An 18,063-nucleotide genomic window follows, 5' to 3' on the forward strand; every position below is an offset into this window, starting at 1 on the left:
TCTCGCATTGGCCTACATAAAAAACAAAGGATTCTTTTTGGTGCTTTTCGGTATCTTAAATTTTACAGGAATATATTCGCAAGCATCTTTTAATGTGATGTTTTACAATATCCTGAACTTTCCTTCGGAAAATGCTGTGCCAAATAGAATTTCTCATTTAGAGATAATTTTGGACGATTATCGTCCTGATATTTTTATGGTTTGTGAACTCAATAATGAATTTGGAGCGACTCGTATTTTGCAGATGATACAAGATAGAATTAACAGTGATTTTGAGATGGCAACATTTCAAACCAATACCTCTGATGATAACACTGGGAACCAAAACGATTTACAGAATTTAATTTATTATGATAGTTCTAAATTCACGTTAGAAAGCCAAACAATTGTACCTACTATTTACAGAGATTTTAATCATTATCGCTTAAAACTAAATACGGTTAACCAAGAAACCAACCCACTATATTTGGACGCAATAGTTTGCCATTTAAAAGCATCTAACGGAACCCAAAATCAAGCTTCCAGACTGCAAATGGTATCCGATTTAACAACCTATCTGGGTACGTTACCAACAACTAGCAATGTCATGTTAGCTGGCGATTTTAATGTGTATACTAGTTCAGAACCTGCTTTTCAGGAACTTATTGATATCACAAACCCGATAACTTTTGCCGATCCTGCAAATAAAATTGGCAGCTGGCATAATAACACCAATTATGTGAATGTGTTTACACAATCTACTAGAACGCAAACTGGTTTTGGTGGTTCCAATGGCGGATTTGATGATCGTTTTGATTTTATCATGACCTCGGAAAATATGCTAACCAATACAGATCTGTATTACAAACCAAACAGTTATCAAGTGTATGGCAATAATGGCAATGTGCCTTGTTACAATAAATCTATTATTGATTCGGAGTGTGCTGGCACCAAGTATTCCATTAGCATTCGTGAAGCACTTCATTATTTTAGTGATCACTTACCGGTAACGCTGAAAATTTCTACGAATGCAACGTTATCAGTTCCAGAATTTTCGACAGCGGTAACTAAACCAATAGAAATTATTGGTCCAAACTACGTTCAAAACACTTTAACCTTAAAAGTAAACACGCTTCCTCAAGGGACGAACAATTTAAAAATCTACAACACATTAGGACAACACGTAAAAACCATCCCTGTTAAAACTGCGTATACTTATAACGTAACCTTAACAAATTTATCTGCTGGCATCTATTATATTGTAGCCAACAACACACAAGTTGAACCTTTAAAGTTTATTAAAACACATTGAGCATTCGATATCTATTAACGAGCATCCTTTTTACATTTAGTATTCTAGCATTTGGACAAAATGCCATGAATATTAAAGCGACGTTTGATGTGGAAAAAAATCAGATACGTATTGCGCAGTCTATTACCTATTTTAATAAAACGAATGATACACTTCAATCCATTTATCTAAACGATTGGAGCAACAGTTTTGCAACAAAAAGCACCCCTTTAGCAAAACGTTTTTCTGAAGAGTTTAAAACGGAGTTTCACTTCGCAAAAAATGAAGATCGTGGTTATTCCGTAATAACATCCATCCATCAAAATGACAAGGAATTACAATTTGATATCGTAAAGAATCACATTGATGTTTTAAAAGTAAGTTTAGAAAACCCCTTACTTCCAAACAATTCATACACCATTCAATTAAATTATATTGTTCAAGTACCCAATGATAAGTTTACACGATATGGCGTAAGTTCCTATGGAGATTATAATCTTCGGTATTGGTATGTTACGCCAGCTGTTTATAATGGCGAATGGCAATATAGCAGTCATAAAGATTTGGATGATATGTTTGTACCAACATCAGATATCCGACTGGAAGTTACCTGCCCATTAGGTTATTATTTAGAATCTGAATTAGATAAAATTGATTATTACCATGTAAAAGACACACAAACGATTGTGTTTTCGGGGAAAAATCGCGTTAATTCCAAGTTGTTTTTAAACAAACTATCATTATATCGTGAGTTAGAAACAGATCAGTTCACCATTGTTTCCAATGTAGATGATGAGAATTTGAGTGTCATGAATAAAGCCTTGGTTACGGACAAAATAGTTCAGTTTTTAACCACAAATTTAGGCGAATATCCACATGAACGTTTATTGATTACAGATATTGATTATCGTAAAAGTCCTATTTATGGATTGAATTTATTGCCGAGTTTTATCAGACCTTTTCCAGATCACTTTCAGTATGAATTAAAAATATTAAAAACAGGACTTCGTAATTATTTAGAAAATATTCTGCTGATTAATCCACGAACGGATCAATGGTTAATAGATGGGATTCAAACCTATTATTTAATGAAATATGTGGATGAGAATTATCCACATATGAAATTAGCTGGAACGCTTTCTAATATTTGGGGTATCAAATCATTTCATGCCATGCAATTGGATTTCAATGCACAATATAGTTTTCTATATATGCATATGGCGCGTCAAAATATTGATCAGCCATTAAGCATGGCAAAAGATTCGCTAATAAAATTTAATGAGAATATTGCCAATAAGTATAAAGCTGGCGTTGGTTTAAAGTATGTCAATGATTATTTAGGAAACAATACGGTAGATTCCACACTTACCAAATTTTTAAATACCAATAGAAATAAAGAAGTCAATACCGAAAGTTTTGAGCGCATTTTAAAATCGAAAACCGATAAAGAATTAGATTGGTTTTTTACCGATTACCTTCACACAAAAAAATATATTGATTACACCATTTCCAAGGCTGTTCGCGAAAACGACTCCATTCGGGTAACCATTAAAAATAAAAGTAATATTAATGTGCCAATCACCTTGTTCTCGTTTACCGATAAAACGGTGACGTCTAAAATTTGGTTAGGTAGCATTAAAGATTCATTAACTGTAACGATTCCTGATACGGAAACCACAAAGGTTGTTTTAAATCACGATCAGGTTGTACCAGAATTCAATATGCGTAACAATACCAAGACGCTCACAAAAGCGCTTTTTAACAGGCCATTACAAGTTCGGTTAATTAAAGATATTGAAGATCCCGATTACAACCAGATTTTCCTCATGCCAATTGTGGAGTTTAATAATATTTATGATGGTATTGTTTTGGGTGTTAAAGCCTATAATAAAACGGTGTTACGCAAAAATTTCTATTATAAAATAGCACCTCAATATGGTTTAAAATCGCAATCCCTTACGGGCTCTGTTACATTAAACTACCTTCAGTATATTGATGATTCGTCACCATTATTCAACATTAATTATGGTGTTGGCGCCAGTTATTCCAGTTATTCCGACGGTTTATTTGTACGGAAGTTTACACCTGCCGTTCAATTATCGTTTCGTGATAAAAGCAACCTACGTTCCAACAAGCGCCATTATTTAAACTTACGGTATGTAGATATTAATCGGGATTCCGATCCAACAGCTTTATTGACTTCTGAAACCAATCAACCAAATTATGGTGTTCTTAATTTACGCTATAATCATATTGATAAAGATTTGATAAACTATTCCTCGTGGTTTGCAGACACACAGTTTTCTGAAAAATTTGGAAAAGTGGCGTTGAATTATGAATACAGAAAGCTATCTAAAAACAATCGTCAATATAATTTACGCTTCTTTGCTGGTGTTTTTCTTTATAATAAGACTTATAATAATTCCGATTACTTCAGCTTTGCTCTAGATAGACCAACCGATTATTTATTCGACTACAACTATTACGGGCGCTCGGAAAGTGATGGATTATTCAGCCAGCAGCTCATAATTGCTGAAGGTGGATTTAAATCGCAATTAGAACCTAGTTTTGCCAATCAATGGATAACCACCTTAAATGGCAGTATGACTATTTGGAAATACATCATGGCTTATGGTGATGTTGGCTTCGTAAAAAACCATAATGATGGCGCCGAATTTGTTTATGATACGGGTGTACGCGTGAGTTTAATTGAAGATTATTTTGAACTCTATTTTCCGGTTTATTCTAATTTAGGATGGGAAGTTGCCCAGCCACAATATGCCGATAAAATTAGATTTATTGTCACGTTAGATTTTAAAACCTTGTTAGGATTGTTTACGAGGCGTTGGTATTAAATATTTATAAAATAGCATCTTCTCATTCACTACACTATCTGTAACAGAATCCTTTAAATCATCATTTTATTATTAATTTAACAGAAAAACAGGGTGTTTTCTTATAATCATGCATTTTTATAACAGTATTTCCCGTTGTGAATCTTACTTATAATAATTACCTTTGCAAAAACACCTAATCACCTATGAAAGCAAATCCTGAAGTAAATAAAGACCTTTCTTTTGAAGATTTTAAAACCGAAGTTTTAAACGATTACAACCTAGCAGTCACCTCACGTGAGTGCAGTTTATTAGGTCGTCGTGAAGTGCTTACTGGTAAAGCAAAATTCGGAATTTTTGGCGATGGTAAAGAAGTACCACAATTAGCCATGGCTAAAGCTTTCAAAAATGGCGATTTCCGTTCAGGATATTATCGAGATCAAACTTTTATGATGGCCATTGGTGCTTTAAATATTGAGCAGTTTTTTGCTGGACTTTATGGAAATACGGATTTAAAGGAAGAACCTATGTCTGCTGGACGCCAAATGGGTGGACACTTTGCAACGCAGAGTTTAGATGAACATGGCAATTGGAAAAACCTGTTAGAACAAAAAAATTCCAGTGCTGATATTTCGCCTACAGCTGGACAAATGCCACGTTTATTAGGATTAGCGCAAGCATCAAAAATATACAGACAGGTTAAAGGCATTGATACCACTAATTTTTCCAACGAAGGTCATGAAGTGGCTTGGGGAACGATTGGAAATGCAAGCACAAGTGAAGGGTTATTTTTTGAAACCATCAATGCTGCTGGTGTTTTACAAGTCCCAATGGTGATGAGTGTATGGGATGATGACTACGGGATTTCGGTTCACGCCAGACATCAAACGACTAAAGAAAATATATCAGAAATCTTAAAAGGTTTCCAACGTGAAGAAGACGTTAAAGGTTTTGAAATTTTACGTGTTCTGGGCTGGGATTATCCAGCTTTAATTGAAACCTACCAAAAAGCGTCAAAAGTAGCACGTGAGGAACATGTTCCAGTTTTAATTCACGTTCAAGAATTAACGCAACCACAAGGGCATTCCACGTCTGGTTCGCATGAACGTTATAAAAATGAAGAGCGTTTAGCTTGGGAAGCTGCATTTGATTGTAATGTGAAACTTCGTGAGTGGATTATTGCCAATGGAATAGCAACTGATGACGATTTACTGGCTGTTGAGAAAACCATTAAAAAGCAAGTTCGCGATGGTAAGAAAGCAGCTTGGACAGCGTTTACGCAGCCTTTAAAGCAAGAACAGAATGATTTGGTTGCTTTATTAGAAACGGTAGCTGCTGCGAGTTCAAATAAAGTATTTATTGAGAAATTAAAAAATGATTTGGCTGAAATTTCAGAGCCAATTCGTAAAGATATGTTATCAACAGCACGAAAAGCATTACGCTTTGTGGTGAAAGATTCTGCTGAAACGAAACAGCAACTAACAACTTGGATTAACGACTATTTCGCGGTTGTTCAACCTAAATATAGTTCACATTTATATTCGCATTCTGATAAATCGGCTTTAAAAATCAAAGAAGTAAAACCGACTTATGATGATAATAGCGAAGACGTAGATGCACGATTAGTAATTCGTGATAATTTTGATGCTATTTTTAGCAAATACCCAGAAGCCCTTGTTTTTGGTGAAGATGCTGGACATATTGGCGATGTTAACCAAGGTTTAGAAGGCATGCAAGAAAAGTATGGTGAATTACGTGTTTCCGATGTTGGGATTCGTGAAGCTACTATTTTGGGTCAGGGAATTGGCATGGCCATGCGTGGTTTACGTCCAATTGCAGAAATTCAGTATTTGGATTATATTCTGTACGCCTTGCAAATTATGAGTGATGATTTAGCAACTTTGCAATATAGAACCAAAGGCAGACAAAAAGCACCATTAATTATCAGAACACGTGGTCATAGACTGGAAGGTATTTGGCATTCAGGTTCGCAAATGGGAGGTGTAATGCATTTAATCCGTGGTATTCACGTTTTAGTACCAAGAAACATGACCAAAGCTGCAGGATTTTATAACACATTATTAGAAGGTGATGAACCTGCTTTAATTGTAGAGTGTTTAAATGGGTATCGTTTAAAAGAAAAAATGCCTACTAATATTGGTGAATTTAAAACACCATTAGGAGTTGTTGAAACCATTCGTGAAGGGACTGATATTACATTAGTATCTTACGGCTCAACACTTCGTGTGATTGAACAAGCAGCTAAAGAATTGTTAGAAGTTGGGATTAGTGCCGAAATTATTGATGTACAATCCTTATTGCCTTTCGATTTAAATCATGATATTGTTAAGAGCGTGGCGAAAACAAACCGTTTAATGGTGATTGATGAAGATGTTCCTGGAGGCGCTTCGGCATTTATTTTAAATGAAATCTTAAATACCCAAAATGCTTATAAGCATTTGGATAGCAAACCAGAAACATTAACAGCTAAAGCACACAGGCCAGCTTATGGAACGGATGGTGACTATTTTTCTAAACCGTCTGTTGAAGATGTTTTTGAAGCGGTTTACAACGTCATGCACGAGTCAAATCCAGGTGATTTTCCAAAATTGAGATAAGTCGCAATTTTTAAAAATAATTTTAAAGACCTGATTGTTTAAATTAACAATCAGGTCTTTTTGTTTTACTATATTTATGCTCGAACTAAAACAATGACGCTTTTTATTTATATTGGCTTCACAAAAAAACGAACCTATGCTGACAAAAAATTATAACGATTTAGGTTTGGCCGTTTTAAGAATTAGCCTCTCTGGAATGATGCTCGTTCATGGAATTCCCAAAATTGAACGTTTATTTGCAAGTCCTATTGAATTTGGTGACCCTATTGGTGTTGGTCCAACATTATCATTAATTTTAGCCCTTATTGGTGAAGTGGTGGCACCTATATTTATTATTATTGGATTTAAAACCAAATTAGCTGCTCTACCACCAACTATAACCATGTTGGTTGCTGCTTTTATTGTTCATTGGGAAGATGATTTTGGCACCAAAGAAAAAGCACTTTTATATCTTGTTGGATTTCTAGTGATATTTTTAGCGGGTCCTGGAAAGTATTCTTTAGATAAGCCTTAATTTTAAACCTAACTCAAAATAGAAAGGATCCCTCATTTTGAGAGATCAATATGATTTAATAAAACAAAAAAAATCTCGTTCCTACCTGTCGGTAGACAAGTTCACGAAAAATAAATATGAAAGCCGTTTCCGTAGTTACCATAAAAAAAGAGTTACAGCATAAATCCGATAAAGATTTAATGGAATTGGTGCTGCGCTTGTCTAAATTTAAAAAAGAAAACAAGGAGTTGCTTACCTATTTATTGTTTGAATCTCATGATGAAACGGGTTATATAGAATCCGTTAAAAGTGAAATCGATTTGCAGTTTTCAACTATCAATACCAACAGCTATTTCTATATAAAAAAAAGTGTTCGGAAAATCTTGAGACTCATTAAAAAGTACGCACGCTATTCCCTAAAAAAGGAAACGGAAGTCGAGCTCCTACTCTATTTTTGTGAATGCTTAAAGGATATGACACCTTCTATAAAAAGAAATGTGACACTTACCAATATTTATGATAGACAGATTTTAATGATTGAAAAAATTGTTAAAACCTTACATGAAGATTTACAGTATGATTACAATTTGGTTTTGGAAGAGTTGAAAGAATAATAAATCAAATACGGCGTTAAATTAAACACCTATCAAAGTCCCCAAAATTTCTTTGTTTTCGCTATTCAGAAAAAAATGATGGGTTTCTGAAACTAGTTCAGAATGATGCAGGTTTGAATAAACATAAAAAAAAACGCAAACCGTATAGCTTGCGTTTTTTTTTATAAGATTGACAACTAAATTATGCCATCTGTGCTTCATGTTTACCTTCATAAACCTCTTCCACTAATTTCTTATTGAAAGCTGGTAAATCTTTTGGTGAACGACTTGTTACTAACCCGCTATCCACCACAACTTCTTCATCTACCCAATTTGCGCCAGCATTCATAATATCAGTTTTAATTGAACCGTAAGATGTTACTTTTCGGCCTTTTAAAACATCTGCTTCAGCTAACAACCAAGGTGCGTGACAAATTGCTGCTACAGGTTTGTTATTTTCAAAAAATGATTTCACAAAACTCACGGCGTTTTTATTCGTTCGTAATACGTCAGGGTTAATGACTCCTCCTGGTAACATTAAGGCGTTGTAATCGCTTTGCGAAACACTGTCAAACGTTTTGTCAACAGTATAGGTTTTACCCCAATTTCCGTCTGTCCACGATTTTATAGTTCCTGATTCTAAACTCACAATATCAACATGAGCTCCTGCTTCCTCTAGTGCTTTTTTTGGTTCTCTTAATTCACTTTCTTCAAAACCATTTGTAGCTAATATGGCTACTCTCTTTTTATTTAAATCCTTCATTTTAAGTATTTTTAAGATTATTAATTCGTTTACCTTAATATAATAGATATCTAGGCTCACAACGAATTTGAGCCGTCATTTAACGGAAGTTTAATAAAAAGTGTTAAAGGATAAAGTTGAGATGTTAAAATGAAGAAAAACTGTTAATACATAATCCGAACCATGAGTTCTTTCAGTAAATCGCTTTGTGGAACCGCATTGGCGCCTACGCCTTTTCCTTTCACATCAAAAACACGAAGATCAGAAATAATAGCACTTACTTTTTTCATGGGATAATTACGAGCTGCAACAATATATTCCTCCGTAAAATACGGTGATATTTTTAAGGCAGCTGCCACACTTCTTGATGATTTATCCTTTAAACCATGCAAATGTAACACACGACTAAAATACGTATATAAAAAACCAACGGTTAAAACCATGGGATTATCTTTCGGGTTTTCACCAAAGTAGTTGATGATTTTATTCGCTTTTACCACATCACGATAGCCAATAGCTTTGTGTAACTCAAAATTATTATAGTCTTTACTGATTCCTATATTCACTTCAATCAGTTCAGGTGTAATTTGTGTGCCTTCTGGCAGAACAATTCGCAGTTTATCTAATTCATTACTAATTTTGCTTAAATCCGTACCCAAAAACTCGGTTAGCATTTGTGCACCTTTAGGCGTGATGCTATAATTTTTTCCAGCCAAAACCCGATTAATCCAAGCTGGCACTTGATTATCGTATAATTTTTTGCTTTCATAAACTATAGCTGTTTTATTCAGTGTCTTGTAAAGTGATTTACGCTTATCAATCGTTTTGTATTTGTAATTGAATACCAAAATGGTTGATGGCTGCGGGTTTTTAGCGTATTCCACTAAATTTTCAATCGTTCGAGATAAATCTTGTGCTTCCTTAACAATAATGACTTGGTATTCCGCCATCATGGGGAAACGTTTAGCATTACCAACAATTTCATCAATAGTTACATCGCGACCATATAATACCATTTGGTTAAAACCGCGTTCTTCTTCCGTTAAAACGGTTTCTTGAATATAATCGGAAACCTTATCAATATAATAAGGCTCTTCACCCATTAAAAAATAAATAGGCTTAAAATTCCGGTTCTTAATATCGCTTACTAATTGTTTGACTTCGTCCAAAATTGCTGACTTTTCGAAATTTAAAATACCTATTCTTAAAAAAGACTTAAGGCATTTGGTTTTTGACTATTGAACGTTAACTTTGGCAAAACCATAAGTGGCAACTATGCAAGCACTCAATTTTCCGAAGTTTTCGTTTCGTTTCAAAAATAGCGAAAATAAAGTATCTATATTCGATCCTATTCGGAAAAAATTTGTGATTTTACAACCTGAAGAATGGGTTCGTCAGCATTGCTTGCAAGTTTTAATGCAGGAAAAAAACTATCCTAAATCGCTTATAAACGTTGAAAAGGAATTGCGTGTCAACGATTTAAAGAAACGTTATGATATTGTCGTTTATAATTCTGATGGTACCATTCACCTAATTGTTGAATGTAAAGCGCCAAGCATTCCTATTAATCAAAGTACATTTGACCAAATTGCACAATATAACTTAACCCTAAACGCTACCTATTTAATGGTAACAAATGGTTTAAATCATTATTATTGCCAAATGGATTTAGAAGCGGAATGCTACACATTTTTAAAAGATATTCCTGATTATAAGAGAGATTAATACTATGAAAATAGCCGTTGTTATATTGAATTGGAATGGACAAAAACTTTTAGAGCAGTTTTTGCCTGCCGTTATGGCTTTTTCTGAAGAAGCTACCATTTATGTTGCCGATAATGCATCAACCGATGATTCTGTCCATTATATAAAGGAGAACTTTCCAGAAATCACCATTATTGAAAATTCTGAAAATGGTGGTTATGCAAAAGGCTATAATGATGCTTTAATACAGGTTGAGGAAGACATCTATTGTTTGTTGAATTCAGATGTGGAGGTAACAGAAAATTGGCTAAAACCTATTCTAACTGAATTTGTAAACAACTCCGAAACAGCAATCATTCAACCAAAAATTTTAGATTATAAAAACAAAGCTTATTTTGAATATGCTGGAGCAGCTGGCGGATTTATAGATAAATATGGATATCCATTTTGTCGTGGACGTGTTTTTAATGCTATTGAAAAAGATAATAAGCAATACAATGACAAAGCGGACATATTTTGGGCGTCAGGAGCCTGTTTCTTTATCCGAAAATCAGTTTTTAAAACGTTAGGAGGTTTTGATGAATCGTTTTTTGCCCACATGGAAGAGATTGATTTATGTTGGCGCGCTTTCAATCAAGATTTAAAAACGGTTTATATTGGAAAATCAACTGTGTTTCATGTTGGAGGTGCTACGTTAAAAAACACCAACCCCAAAAAAACCTATTTAAACTTTAGGAATAGTTTATTTACACTCACAAAAAATGCGTCTGGTAATTTATTCTTACTAATTTTCACACGTCTTTTATTAGATGGTGTTGCTAGTGTTATGTTTCTATTCACGTTTAAGTTTCAGCACATTTTAGCTGTCCTAAAAGCCCATTTAAGCTTTTATAAAAACCTTCCAACCTTATTGAAAAAGCGACACGTGCTAAATCAGAAAACAGGTTATTTTAAAACCAAATCTATTGTTTGGGATTATCATATTAAAGGTTTGTATCGTTCTTAAAAATGAACCTTATTTTATAGAGCACATTTCTTATTCAAATAAGTTAAAAATAATTCTTTTTTTAATTTATTATACTGAAAACTAATTGTTTATAAATTTGTTAAAGTTTTTGTTAATAGGTACCAAATGAACTAATCTTTTGTATAATTTTGGTATGTTAACAAATAACATCTAAAATCACATTAAGTATTATGAAAAAACTAATTTTATTGAGTATTTCTGCAATGTTCATCTTGAGTTCATGCGTTTCCAAGAAGGAATATGCAGCTCTTGAAGCGAAGCAAAAAGAAACACAAGATTTATTAAATACAGCGACGATAAAATTAAACTCCTGCTTAACTAAAGCACAAGGTTTAGAAGATCGTATTGCTGATTTAAAACGATCCAACGACAACCTAATTACAAGTAATGAGTCTTTAACCATGCTAACAACGAAAGGTGCTAGTAATGTTGAAAAATCATTAGAGAGTTTAAAAGAAAAAGACTTAAGAATTGGTCGTTTACAAGATGCTGTTAGTAAAAAAGACAGTGTTATGTTAGCGCTTGTAACAAGTTTGAAAAAAGAAGTTGGTATCAACGATCCAGACATTGAAATAAATGTTGAGAAAGGTGTGGTATTTATTTCTATTGCTGATAAAGTGTTATTCCAAAGTGGAAGCTATAGTGTAACAACTAGAGCTAAAGAAATTCTTGGAAAAGTGGCAACTGTTGTGAAAGCGAAACCTACATTTGAATGTATGGTTGAAGCACATACAGACCCAGTTCCTTATAACAAACCACCATTAATTGACAACTGGGATTTAAGTGTTAAACGTGCAACATCTGTTGTTCGTGTATTAGAAGATTTAGGTGTAGCACCTAAACAACTTATTGCAGCTGGACGTGGTGAATTTCAACCTTTAGTTGATAATGATACTGCTGAAAACAGAGCTAAAAACAGACGTACAAGAATCATTGTTTTACCAAAAATTGATGAATTTTACGACATGATTGATAAGGAAATGAAAAACCTTGAAGCTGACGGTAGATAATCGTTAAAGCCTATAAAATTAAAAGCCCAATCTTATCGATTGGGCTTTTTTTCTATCTATAAGTTAAATTGATAGCAGTAAAATTTGAGTATCAAACCTATTTAGGCTCATTAAAAAATCTCTAAACTACCTTTTCCTTCTCTAACTATTATTGGTGTGTCTTCAGATAAATCGATAACGGTAGATGCCACATTATCGCCATAACCAGCATCAATAACCAAATCGACTAAATTTTCCCATTTTTCAAAAATCAATTCGGGATCTGTAGTATATTCCAAAACATCATCTTCATCACGAATGGATGTAGAAATAATAGGATTCCCCAATTGCTTCACTATTTCAAGCGCTATATTATTACTCGGCACACGAATACCAACGGTTTTCTTTTTTTTGAAAACAGATGGAAGCGATTTTGCGCCAGGTAATATAAACGTATACGGCCCAGGAAGCGCCCGTTTTAGAATTTTAAAAGTTGTTGTATCTATTTGCTTAACATAATCACTTAAATTACTTAAATCGTGACAAATAAAGGAGAAATTTGATTTTTCTAGCTTTACCCCTTTAATTCTAGCAATTTTCTCCAAAGCTTTTACATTGGTAATATCACACCCTAATCCATAAACCGTGTCAGTAGGATAAATGATTAAACCGCCTCGCTTTAAAACGTCAACAACGCGCTTAATCTCTTTAGGGTTTGGGTTTTCTTCGTAAATTCTTATAAATTCAGCCATACTATTGTCGGGGAAATATCGTTAACTTAAGCAAGATACTTAATTCTATTTATTATGAAAACTATTCATTCGCTCTTAGTATGTTCATTAACAGTTTTACTTGTATTTTCTTGCGATTCTGATGATGAGGCAACTCAAGGCCCAGATTTAAATGCCAAAGCGTATTATGAAAAACTAAATGTTTCGTATGGAAATAGTATCCATCAAAAATTTGATATTTATCTTCCAGCAAACAGAACCCTAGACACCAACGTGATGATTTTGGTACATGGAGGTGGTTGGAGCGCAGGTGACAAAAATGACATGAATGGTTTTAGGGATTACATTAGAAGTGAATTTCCAAACATGGGAATTGTAAATATGAATTACCGCTTGGCAGACGCGAACAATCAGCCATACCCTATGCAAATTAATGATATTACTGCTGTAATTAACTACCTAAAGAATCAACGAAATTTTTATGTTATTGATGATAATTTTGCGTTTATAGGCGTAAGTGCTGGTGCACATTTAGCTTTACTGTGGAGCTATGCGTTTGATACTCACTCTGATATTGATATGGTTTGCAGTATTGTTGGCCCAACAAATTTAACGGATCCTGCATATTTAAATAATACGAGTCCTGAATTACAAGTCCTTCTGGATCTTTATGGTGTGGATGCGTCTACAGAATTTCTAGAAGAAGCAAGCCCATATCATCGTGCCACAGCTTCCGCACCTCCTACCATATTATTTTATGGCGGAATGGATCCACTAATTCCTGTATCACAAGGAACGGATATGCATGCGAAGCTGGATAATTTAGGTGTTATAAATGAATTTACACTATACCCAAATGCAGGTCATGGTTGGATTGGTCTTGAATTATTAGATTCCACTATTAAACTAAAAGCCTTTATGCAAACACATTTTGATTAGCGCGTTTAGCCAATCACTTCTAATTTAGCAAAGCGTAATAATAATTTTTTAACACCACCATTATTGAACTTGATTTCCGCTTTTGTGTCACCTCCTGCGCCTTCAATTTTTAAAACTTCGCCTTTGCCAAAACGCAAATGCTCTACCATATTTCCAACGGCTAATTTACCATCAAATAGATTCGTATTGCCTTTAGTTTGACTGACCGGTTTTAAATTTTTAGAAGTCGGTAATTCCTTTTTCACCACTTTAGAAACGGGTGCACCTTTCTTTTTAAAAGTCGGTTGAACTGGTTTTTTAAAGCGAACTTTATTGGGTTCCGGATCGCCAAAAATATCGGCATCCAGCATCGGGTTAAAACGGCGTTCTTCAATAGGTGTAATAATATCTAAATACTGCTCGTCTATTTCTTCAATAAAGCGACTTGGATCTGAATCAATCAGTTTTCCCCAACGGTAACGCGATAAGGCATAGGTTAAATAAGCTTGTTTTTCAGCTCGCGTTAAGGCCACATAAAACAAACGACGCTCCTCCTCCAACTCACTTCTAGTTCCCATACTCATAGCTGACGGAAACAAATCTTCCTCCAAACCAACAATATAAACATACGGAAATTCCAAACCTTTTGCCAAGTGAATGGTCATTAATGCTACGTGATCGGCATCGCCTTTATCTGCATCTAAATCGGTAGCCAGAGCCACATCTTCTAAAAATTCTGCTAATGAAGCCGTAGCATCTACAATTTCCTTTTGCCCTTCAACGAAATCTTTAATACCGTTTAAAAGCTCTTCAATATTTTCCATTTTAGCAACACCTTCTGGCGTGCTATCTTTATTCAATTCTCTAATTAAGCCACTGGCTTTCGCAACATGATCAGCCAATTCAAAAGCATTTGCTGATTGATTCATCACTTGAAAACTTTCAATAAGTGTGGTAAAATCCCGCAATTTATTACGTGCTCCCGAGTTGATATTCACATCTACTTTATCAATGTTTTGAAGGACTTCAAATATAGTTTTACCATAACCGTTTGCGGCTACAATCAATCTATCCATAGTTGTTTGCCCAATACCACGAGCCGGATAATTAATAACACGCTTTAAAGCTTCCTCATCAGCTGGGTTAATAATTAAACGTAAGTAAGACAGGACATCCTTAATTTCCTTTCGCTGATAAAATGATAAACCACCATAAATACGATACGGAATGTCACGTTTTCTCAACGCATCTTCAATAGAACGCGACTGTGCGTTGGTTCTATATAACACAGCAAAATCGCTGTTCAATAATTGATTTTGCATTTTGTTTTCAAAAATAGAACTCGCAACAAAACGCCCTTCATCACCATCGGTTAACGAACGGTTGACTTTTATTTTAGCACCTTCATCATTGGCCGTCCAAACAATTTTATCAAGCTTGGTTTGGTTTTTATCGATGATGGAATTGGCTGCATTTACAATATTTTTTGTAGAACGGTAATTCTGCTCCAAACGAAAGAGTTTCACATCGTCATAATCCTTTTGGAAGTTCAGAATATTATTAATGTTTGCACCACGGAAGGCATAAATACTTTGGGCATCATCACCTACCACACAGATGTTCTGAAACCGATCTGATAAGGCACGAACAATTAAATACTGCGAATGGTTGGTATCCTGGTACTCATCCACCAGGATATAGCGGAATTTATCCTGATATTTTGCTAATACTTCGGGGAAACGCGTTAGCAATTCGTTGGTTTTCAATAATAAATCATCAAAATCCATAACACCTGCTTTAAAACAGCGTTCCACATAGTTTTTATAAATATCGCCTAATCGTGGACGTCGTGCCATTTTATCAGCTTCCATTAATTCAGGATTCTGAAAATAGGCTTTTACGGTAATTAAACTGTTTTTGTAAGAAGAAATTCGGGAGCGAATCTGTTTGGTTTTATAGATTTCCTTATCCAGATTCATCTCTTTAATTATAGATGCAATCAATCTATCTGAATCTTGCGTATCATAAATAGTGAAGTTACTTGGATAGCCTAATTTATCAGCTTCAAAGCGTAAAATTTTAGCAAAAACCGAGTGAAAGGTTCCCATCCAAAGGTTTTTCGCTTCACTTTCTCCTACAATAGTTGCAATACGCTCTTTCATTTCACGTGCTGCTTTATTGGTAAATGTTAATGATAGGATATTAAAGGCATCCACACCTTGACTCATTAGGTATGCAATACGATAGGTTAACACACGCGTTTTGCCAGAACCAGCGCCTGCAATAACAATCATCGGTCCATCTTTCTGCAATGTTGGCGCGAGTTGCGCTTCATTTAACTGGCTTAAATACTTCTCCAAACTTCTATAATTTTTAAAGTGTGAAATTAACCATTGTTAGCCGTTTAGGCCGTCAGAATTATGAATAATTATAAACAATTTATTATGTAAAATTGAGAAGCCTACTCAAACGTCATAGCTTTGAGTAAACCAGCTCGTGTATTAATCCAGATATAATTGAAAACCGATTGGTTTTTGCTTCTTTCTATTCCTTGTTTGGTAACTTCTTTAAATTGAGATTCGCGATTATTACTATTTTTAGAAACAAAAATGTTTACCACATCTGATAAAAACGTATTCTTTTCTTTACCACCTTCTCGCAGTACAACAACATCAAAATTTTGATATTTTGTTTTGAAATCAATTTGTGAGAGATTGTCATTACCATCAATAGTTAGATAGGTTTTTTCTAATTCACCTTCCAAACGCACATTTAAATTGGGCTGTAAAAATTTATTTAAATAGGAGGCTTTTAAATTTAAAATGTTTTTTAACATAATGTAAAAATTTATAAAATTATATTTGCCGTGGACATTTTAAGACACTCACGGTTTGTGTCTATTGCTCGCGAGAGAATACTTTAAAATAATTGAATTCAAATTTCCATTAGCATTTAATTAATTCCTTTTAAATTAAGCTAGCGCTTACTTACCAATTTTTATTTATACTACCATTAGAAAGTAATCACTAATTCAATACTGATTTTTTGTTAAAAGGTTTTGAACTTTGCTGCGTCGATTCTTCAAGGATATTCTTCAAATCTTCCATGCTAATATCAACTGCTATAATAACACCATTTTCATCAAATAAAACATTGGAAGGTAAAAACGTAATGTTATAACTCGCTCCAATTTTACTCATCATACCATCAAGTTCAACAACGTTATCCCATTCTAACTTATCGTCTTCCAATGCAGAAATCCATTTTTCATAATTCGTATCGAAAGAAACACCTAACACTTTAAAATTTTTATCTTGATAGGATTTATAAATATCAGATAATACAACATTTTGCTTTCTACAAGGCGCACACCAACTTGCCCAGAAGTCTATTAACAACATGGATCCCCTATAATCAGTAGTGTTAATTGTTATAGCATCCTTATTTGGCAATTTAAAATCAATAATAGTATTACCTACATGTATTTCCCTTAAAGGCTCAATGATTCTGCGGATATATTCCATACTAAATTTGGATGGATTCAAACTATCTAAATTTTTATATAAAATTTTTACTTGTTTAATATCTATAGTAGAATCATTTACAAATTCACTAACTAAATCTGCACTATAATGATGTTTAGGATATAGTTTTGTAATACTGTCAATTTTTAAAAACAGCTTAGACCGCCATTCTTTTGTATCCGAATACTTCGTTTTAAATACTTCGAAATCGGTTTGCATTAAATTTGTTTTTGTACCACTAATGTCATTTACTTTAATAAAATTAACATCGTAGCCTTTATATTCCCTTTGATCCACATTAATATCCATATCTATTGAAGTGTTTTCCAAATAAAAAGGTGCATCCATTGATGAAATAGGTCCGAAAGTTAAATTTGCTGCAATAGGATATTCAGCTTTACCTTTAAAGTAAAAGGTTTTACTGGTCACTAATGAGCTATCACTTTTACTGCCGTATTTTAAATAGATATAACCAGGTAAATCGTTATTGACTGTTCCTTTTAATTCAAAGAAATCTTGTTTTTCATTGCTTTTACAACTAGAAACCATGAATCCAATTATGATTCCTAATGAATATAGGAAGGTGGTTTTAATTTTTGGGGATATTTTCATAGGTCTTG

At 34.0% G+C, this 18,063-nt stretch carries 15 protein-coding genes; 9 read left to right on the top strand and 6 right to left on the bottom strand.

Annotated elements, in window-relative coordinates; all coding sequences use genetic code 11:
* The first annotated feature begins 7 nt into the window (after positions 1–7).
* The 5 genes from ES675_RS11375 (at position 8) to ES675_RS11395 (ending at position 7,829) form a co-directional block, all read left to right on the top strand.
* On the top strand, positions 8–1,291 hold the full coding sequence (locus tag ES675_RS11375) for a hypothetical protein (protein WP_148367456.1): 1,284 nt from the start codon (positions 8–10) through the stop codon (positions 1,289–1,291).
* Positions 1,288–4,125 carry a gluzincin family metallopeptidase gene (locus ES675_RS11380; protein WP_066252900.1) on the top strand — a complete coding sequence of 946 codons (2,838 nt, stop codon included), beginning with the start codon at positions 1,288–1,290 and terminating at the stop codon, positions 4,123–4,125. The genes ES675_RS11375 and ES675_RS11380 overlap by 4 nt, the downstream gene beginning before the upstream one ends.
* Before the next feature lie 185 nt (positions 4,126–4,310).
* The gene (locus ES675_RS11385; protein ID WP_066252896.1) at positions 4,311–6,722 is read left to right on the top strand and encodes an alpha-ketoacid dehydrogenase subunit alpha/beta; all 2,412 of its coding nucleotides are present in this window, start codon (positions 4,311–4,313) and stop codon (positions 6,720–6,722) included.
* 136 nt (positions 6,723–6,858) lie between these two features.
* The gene (locus ES675_RS11390; protein WP_066253024.1) at positions 6,859–7,236 is read left to right on the top strand and encodes a DoxX family protein; all 378 of its coding nucleotides are present in this window, start codon (positions 6,859–6,861) and stop codon (positions 7,234–7,236) included.
* Between the two features lie 116 nt (positions 7,237–7,352).
* Positions 7,353–7,829, top strand: a complete 477-nt coding sequence (locus ES675_RS11395; protein ID WP_066252893.1) for a hypothetical protein — start codon at positions 7,353–7,355, stop codon at positions 7,827–7,829.
* A gap of 181 nt (positions 7,830–8,010) precedes the next feature.
* On the opposite strand, the gene ES675_RS11400 is transcribed toward ES675_RS11395, so the two are convergent.
* Together ES675_RS11400 and holA are read right to left on the bottom strand one after the other, a co-directional pair.
* Positions 8,011–8,571: a type 1 glutamine amidotransferase domain-containing protein gene (locus ES675_RS11400; RefSeq protein WP_066256326.1), complete on the bottom strand. Its 561-nt coding sequence runs from the start codon at positions 8,569–8,571 to the stop codon at positions 8,011–8,013.
* A gap of 143 nt (positions 8,572–8,714) precedes the next feature.
* Positions 8,715–9,719, bottom strand: a complete 1,005-nt coding sequence (gene holA / locus ES675_RS11405) for a DNA polymerase III subunit delta (protein ID WP_066256329.1) — start codon at positions 9,717–9,719, stop codon at positions 8,715–8,717.
* Between the two features lie 106 nt (positions 9,720–9,825).
* On the opposite strand from holA, the gene ES675_RS11410 reads away from it, so the two are divergent.
* The 3 genes from ES675_RS11410 (at position 9,826) to ES675_RS11420 (ending at position 12,291) form a co-directional block, all read left to right on the top strand.
* A complete protein-coding gene (locus tag ES675_RS11410; protein WP_066256333.1) occupies positions 9,826–10,275 on the top strand; it encodes a type I restriction enzyme HsdR N-terminal domain-containing protein in 450 nt (149 codons plus the stop codon).
* Positions 10,276–10,279: 4 nt separating this feature from the next.
* Positions 10,280–11,260 carry a glycosyltransferase family 2 protein gene (locus ES675_RS11415; RefSeq protein WP_066256339.1) on the top strand — a complete coding sequence of 327 codons (981 nt, stop codon included), beginning with the start codon at positions 10,280–10,282 and terminating at the stop codon, positions 11,258–11,260.
* A 191-nt stretch (positions 11,261–11,451) separates the two neighbouring features.
* Positions 11,452–12,291 carry an OmpA/MotB family protein gene (locus ES675_RS11420; protein WP_066256342.1) on the top strand — a complete coding sequence of 280 codons (840 nt, stop codon included), beginning with the start codon at positions 11,452–11,454 and terminating at the stop codon, positions 12,289–12,291.
* Positions 12,292–12,401: 110 nt separating this feature from the next.
* Here ES675_RS11420 and ES675_RS11425 read toward each other — a convergent pair whose 3' ends face one another.
* Positions 12,402–13,022, bottom strand: a complete 621-nt coding sequence (locus ES675_RS11425; RefSeq protein ID WP_066256344.1) for an L-threonylcarbamoyladenylate synthase — start codon at positions 13,020–13,022, stop codon at positions 12,402–12,404.
* A gap of 54 nt (positions 13,023–13,076) precedes the next feature.
* Between ES675_RS11425 and ES675_RS11430 the strand changes: the two genes are divergently transcribed.
* Positions 13,077–13,940 (top strand): alpha/beta hydrolase, encoded by an 864-nt coding sequence (locus ES675_RS11430; protein ID WP_066256347.1) that lies wholly within the window; start codon positions 13,077–13,079, stop codon positions 13,938–13,940.
* A 5-nt stretch (positions 13,941–13,945) separates the two neighbouring features.
* On the opposite strand, the gene ES675_RS11435 is transcribed toward ES675_RS11430, so the two are convergent.
* The 3 genes from ES675_RS11435 to ES675_RS11445 form a co-directional block, all read right to left on the bottom strand.
* On the bottom strand, positions 13,946–16,279 hold the full coding sequence (locus ES675_RS11435) for an ATP-dependent helicase (protein WP_066256351.1): 2,334 nt from the start codon (positions 16,277–16,279) through the stop codon (positions 13,946–13,948).
* 101 nt (positions 16,280–16,380) lie between these two features.
* Positions 16,381–16,755 carry a hypothetical protein gene (locus tag ES675_RS11440; protein WP_066256356.1) on the bottom strand — a complete coding sequence of 125 codons (375 nt, stop codon included), beginning with the start codon at positions 16,753–16,755 and terminating at the stop codon, positions 16,381–16,383.
* A gap of 190 nt (positions 16,756–16,945) precedes the next feature.
* Positions 16,946–18,055, bottom strand: coding sequence for a TlpA disulfide reductase family protein (locus ES675_RS11445; RefSeq protein ID WP_066256360.1), 1,110 nt, complete (start codon positions 18,053–18,055; stop codon positions 16,946–16,948).
* Between the last annotated feature and the right edge of the window lie 8 nt (positions 18,056–18,063).

The organism is Algorimicrobium algoritergicola (assembly GCF_008086165.1).
GTDB lineage: Bacteria > Bacteroidota > Bacteroidia > Flavobacteriales > Flavobacteriaceae > Algorimicrobium > Algorimicrobium algoritergicola.

What these genes read in the sequence shown, in the direction of transcription:
- ES675_RS11385 (WP_066252896.1), top strand. Translation starts at nt 4,311, where the DNA reads ATGAAAGCAAATCCTGAAGTAAATAAAGACCTTTCTTTTGAAGATTTT.
- ES675_RS11390 (WP_066253024.1), top strand. Translation starts at nt 6,859, where the DNA reads ATGCTGACAAAAAATTATAACGATTTAGGTTTGGCCGTTTTAAGAATT.
- ES675_RS11395 (WP_066252893.1), top strand. Translation starts at nt 7,353, where the DNA reads ATGAAAGCCGTTTCCGTAGTTACCATAAAAAAAGAGTTACAGCATAAA.
- ES675_RS11400 (WP_066256326.1), bottom strand. Translation starts at nt 8,571, where the DNA reads ATGAAGGATTTAAATAAAAAGAGAGTAGCCATATTAGCTACAAATGGT.
- ES675_RS11410 (WP_066256333.1), top strand. Translation starts at nt 9,826, where the DNA reads ATGCAAGCACTCAATTTTCCGAAGTTTTCGTTTCGTTTCAAAAATAGC.
- ES675_RS11415 (WP_066256339.1), top strand. Translation starts at nt 10,280, where the DNA reads ATGAAAATAGCCGTTGTTATATTGAATTGGAATGGACAAAAACTTTTA.
- ES675_RS11420 (WP_066256342.1), top strand. Translation starts at nt 11,452, where the DNA reads ATGAAAAAACTAATTTTATTGAGTATTTCTGCAATGTTCATCTTGAGT.
- ES675_RS11425 (WP_066256344.1), bottom strand. Translation starts at nt 13,022, where the DNA reads ATGGCTGAATTTATAAGAATTTACGAAGAAAACCCAAACCCTAAAGAG.
- ES675_RS11430 (WP_066256347.1), top strand. Translation starts at nt 13,077, where the DNA reads ATGAAAACTATTCATTCGCTCTTAGTATGTTCATTAACAGTTTTACTT.
- ES675_RS11440 (WP_066256356.1), bottom strand. Translation starts at nt 16,755, where the DNA reads ATGTTAAAAAACATTTTAAATTTAAAAGCCTCCTATTTAAATAAATTT.
- ES675_RS11445 (WP_066256360.1), bottom strand. Translation starts at nt 18,055, where the DNA reads ATGAAAATATCCCCAAAAATTAAAACCACCTTCCTATATTCATTAGGA.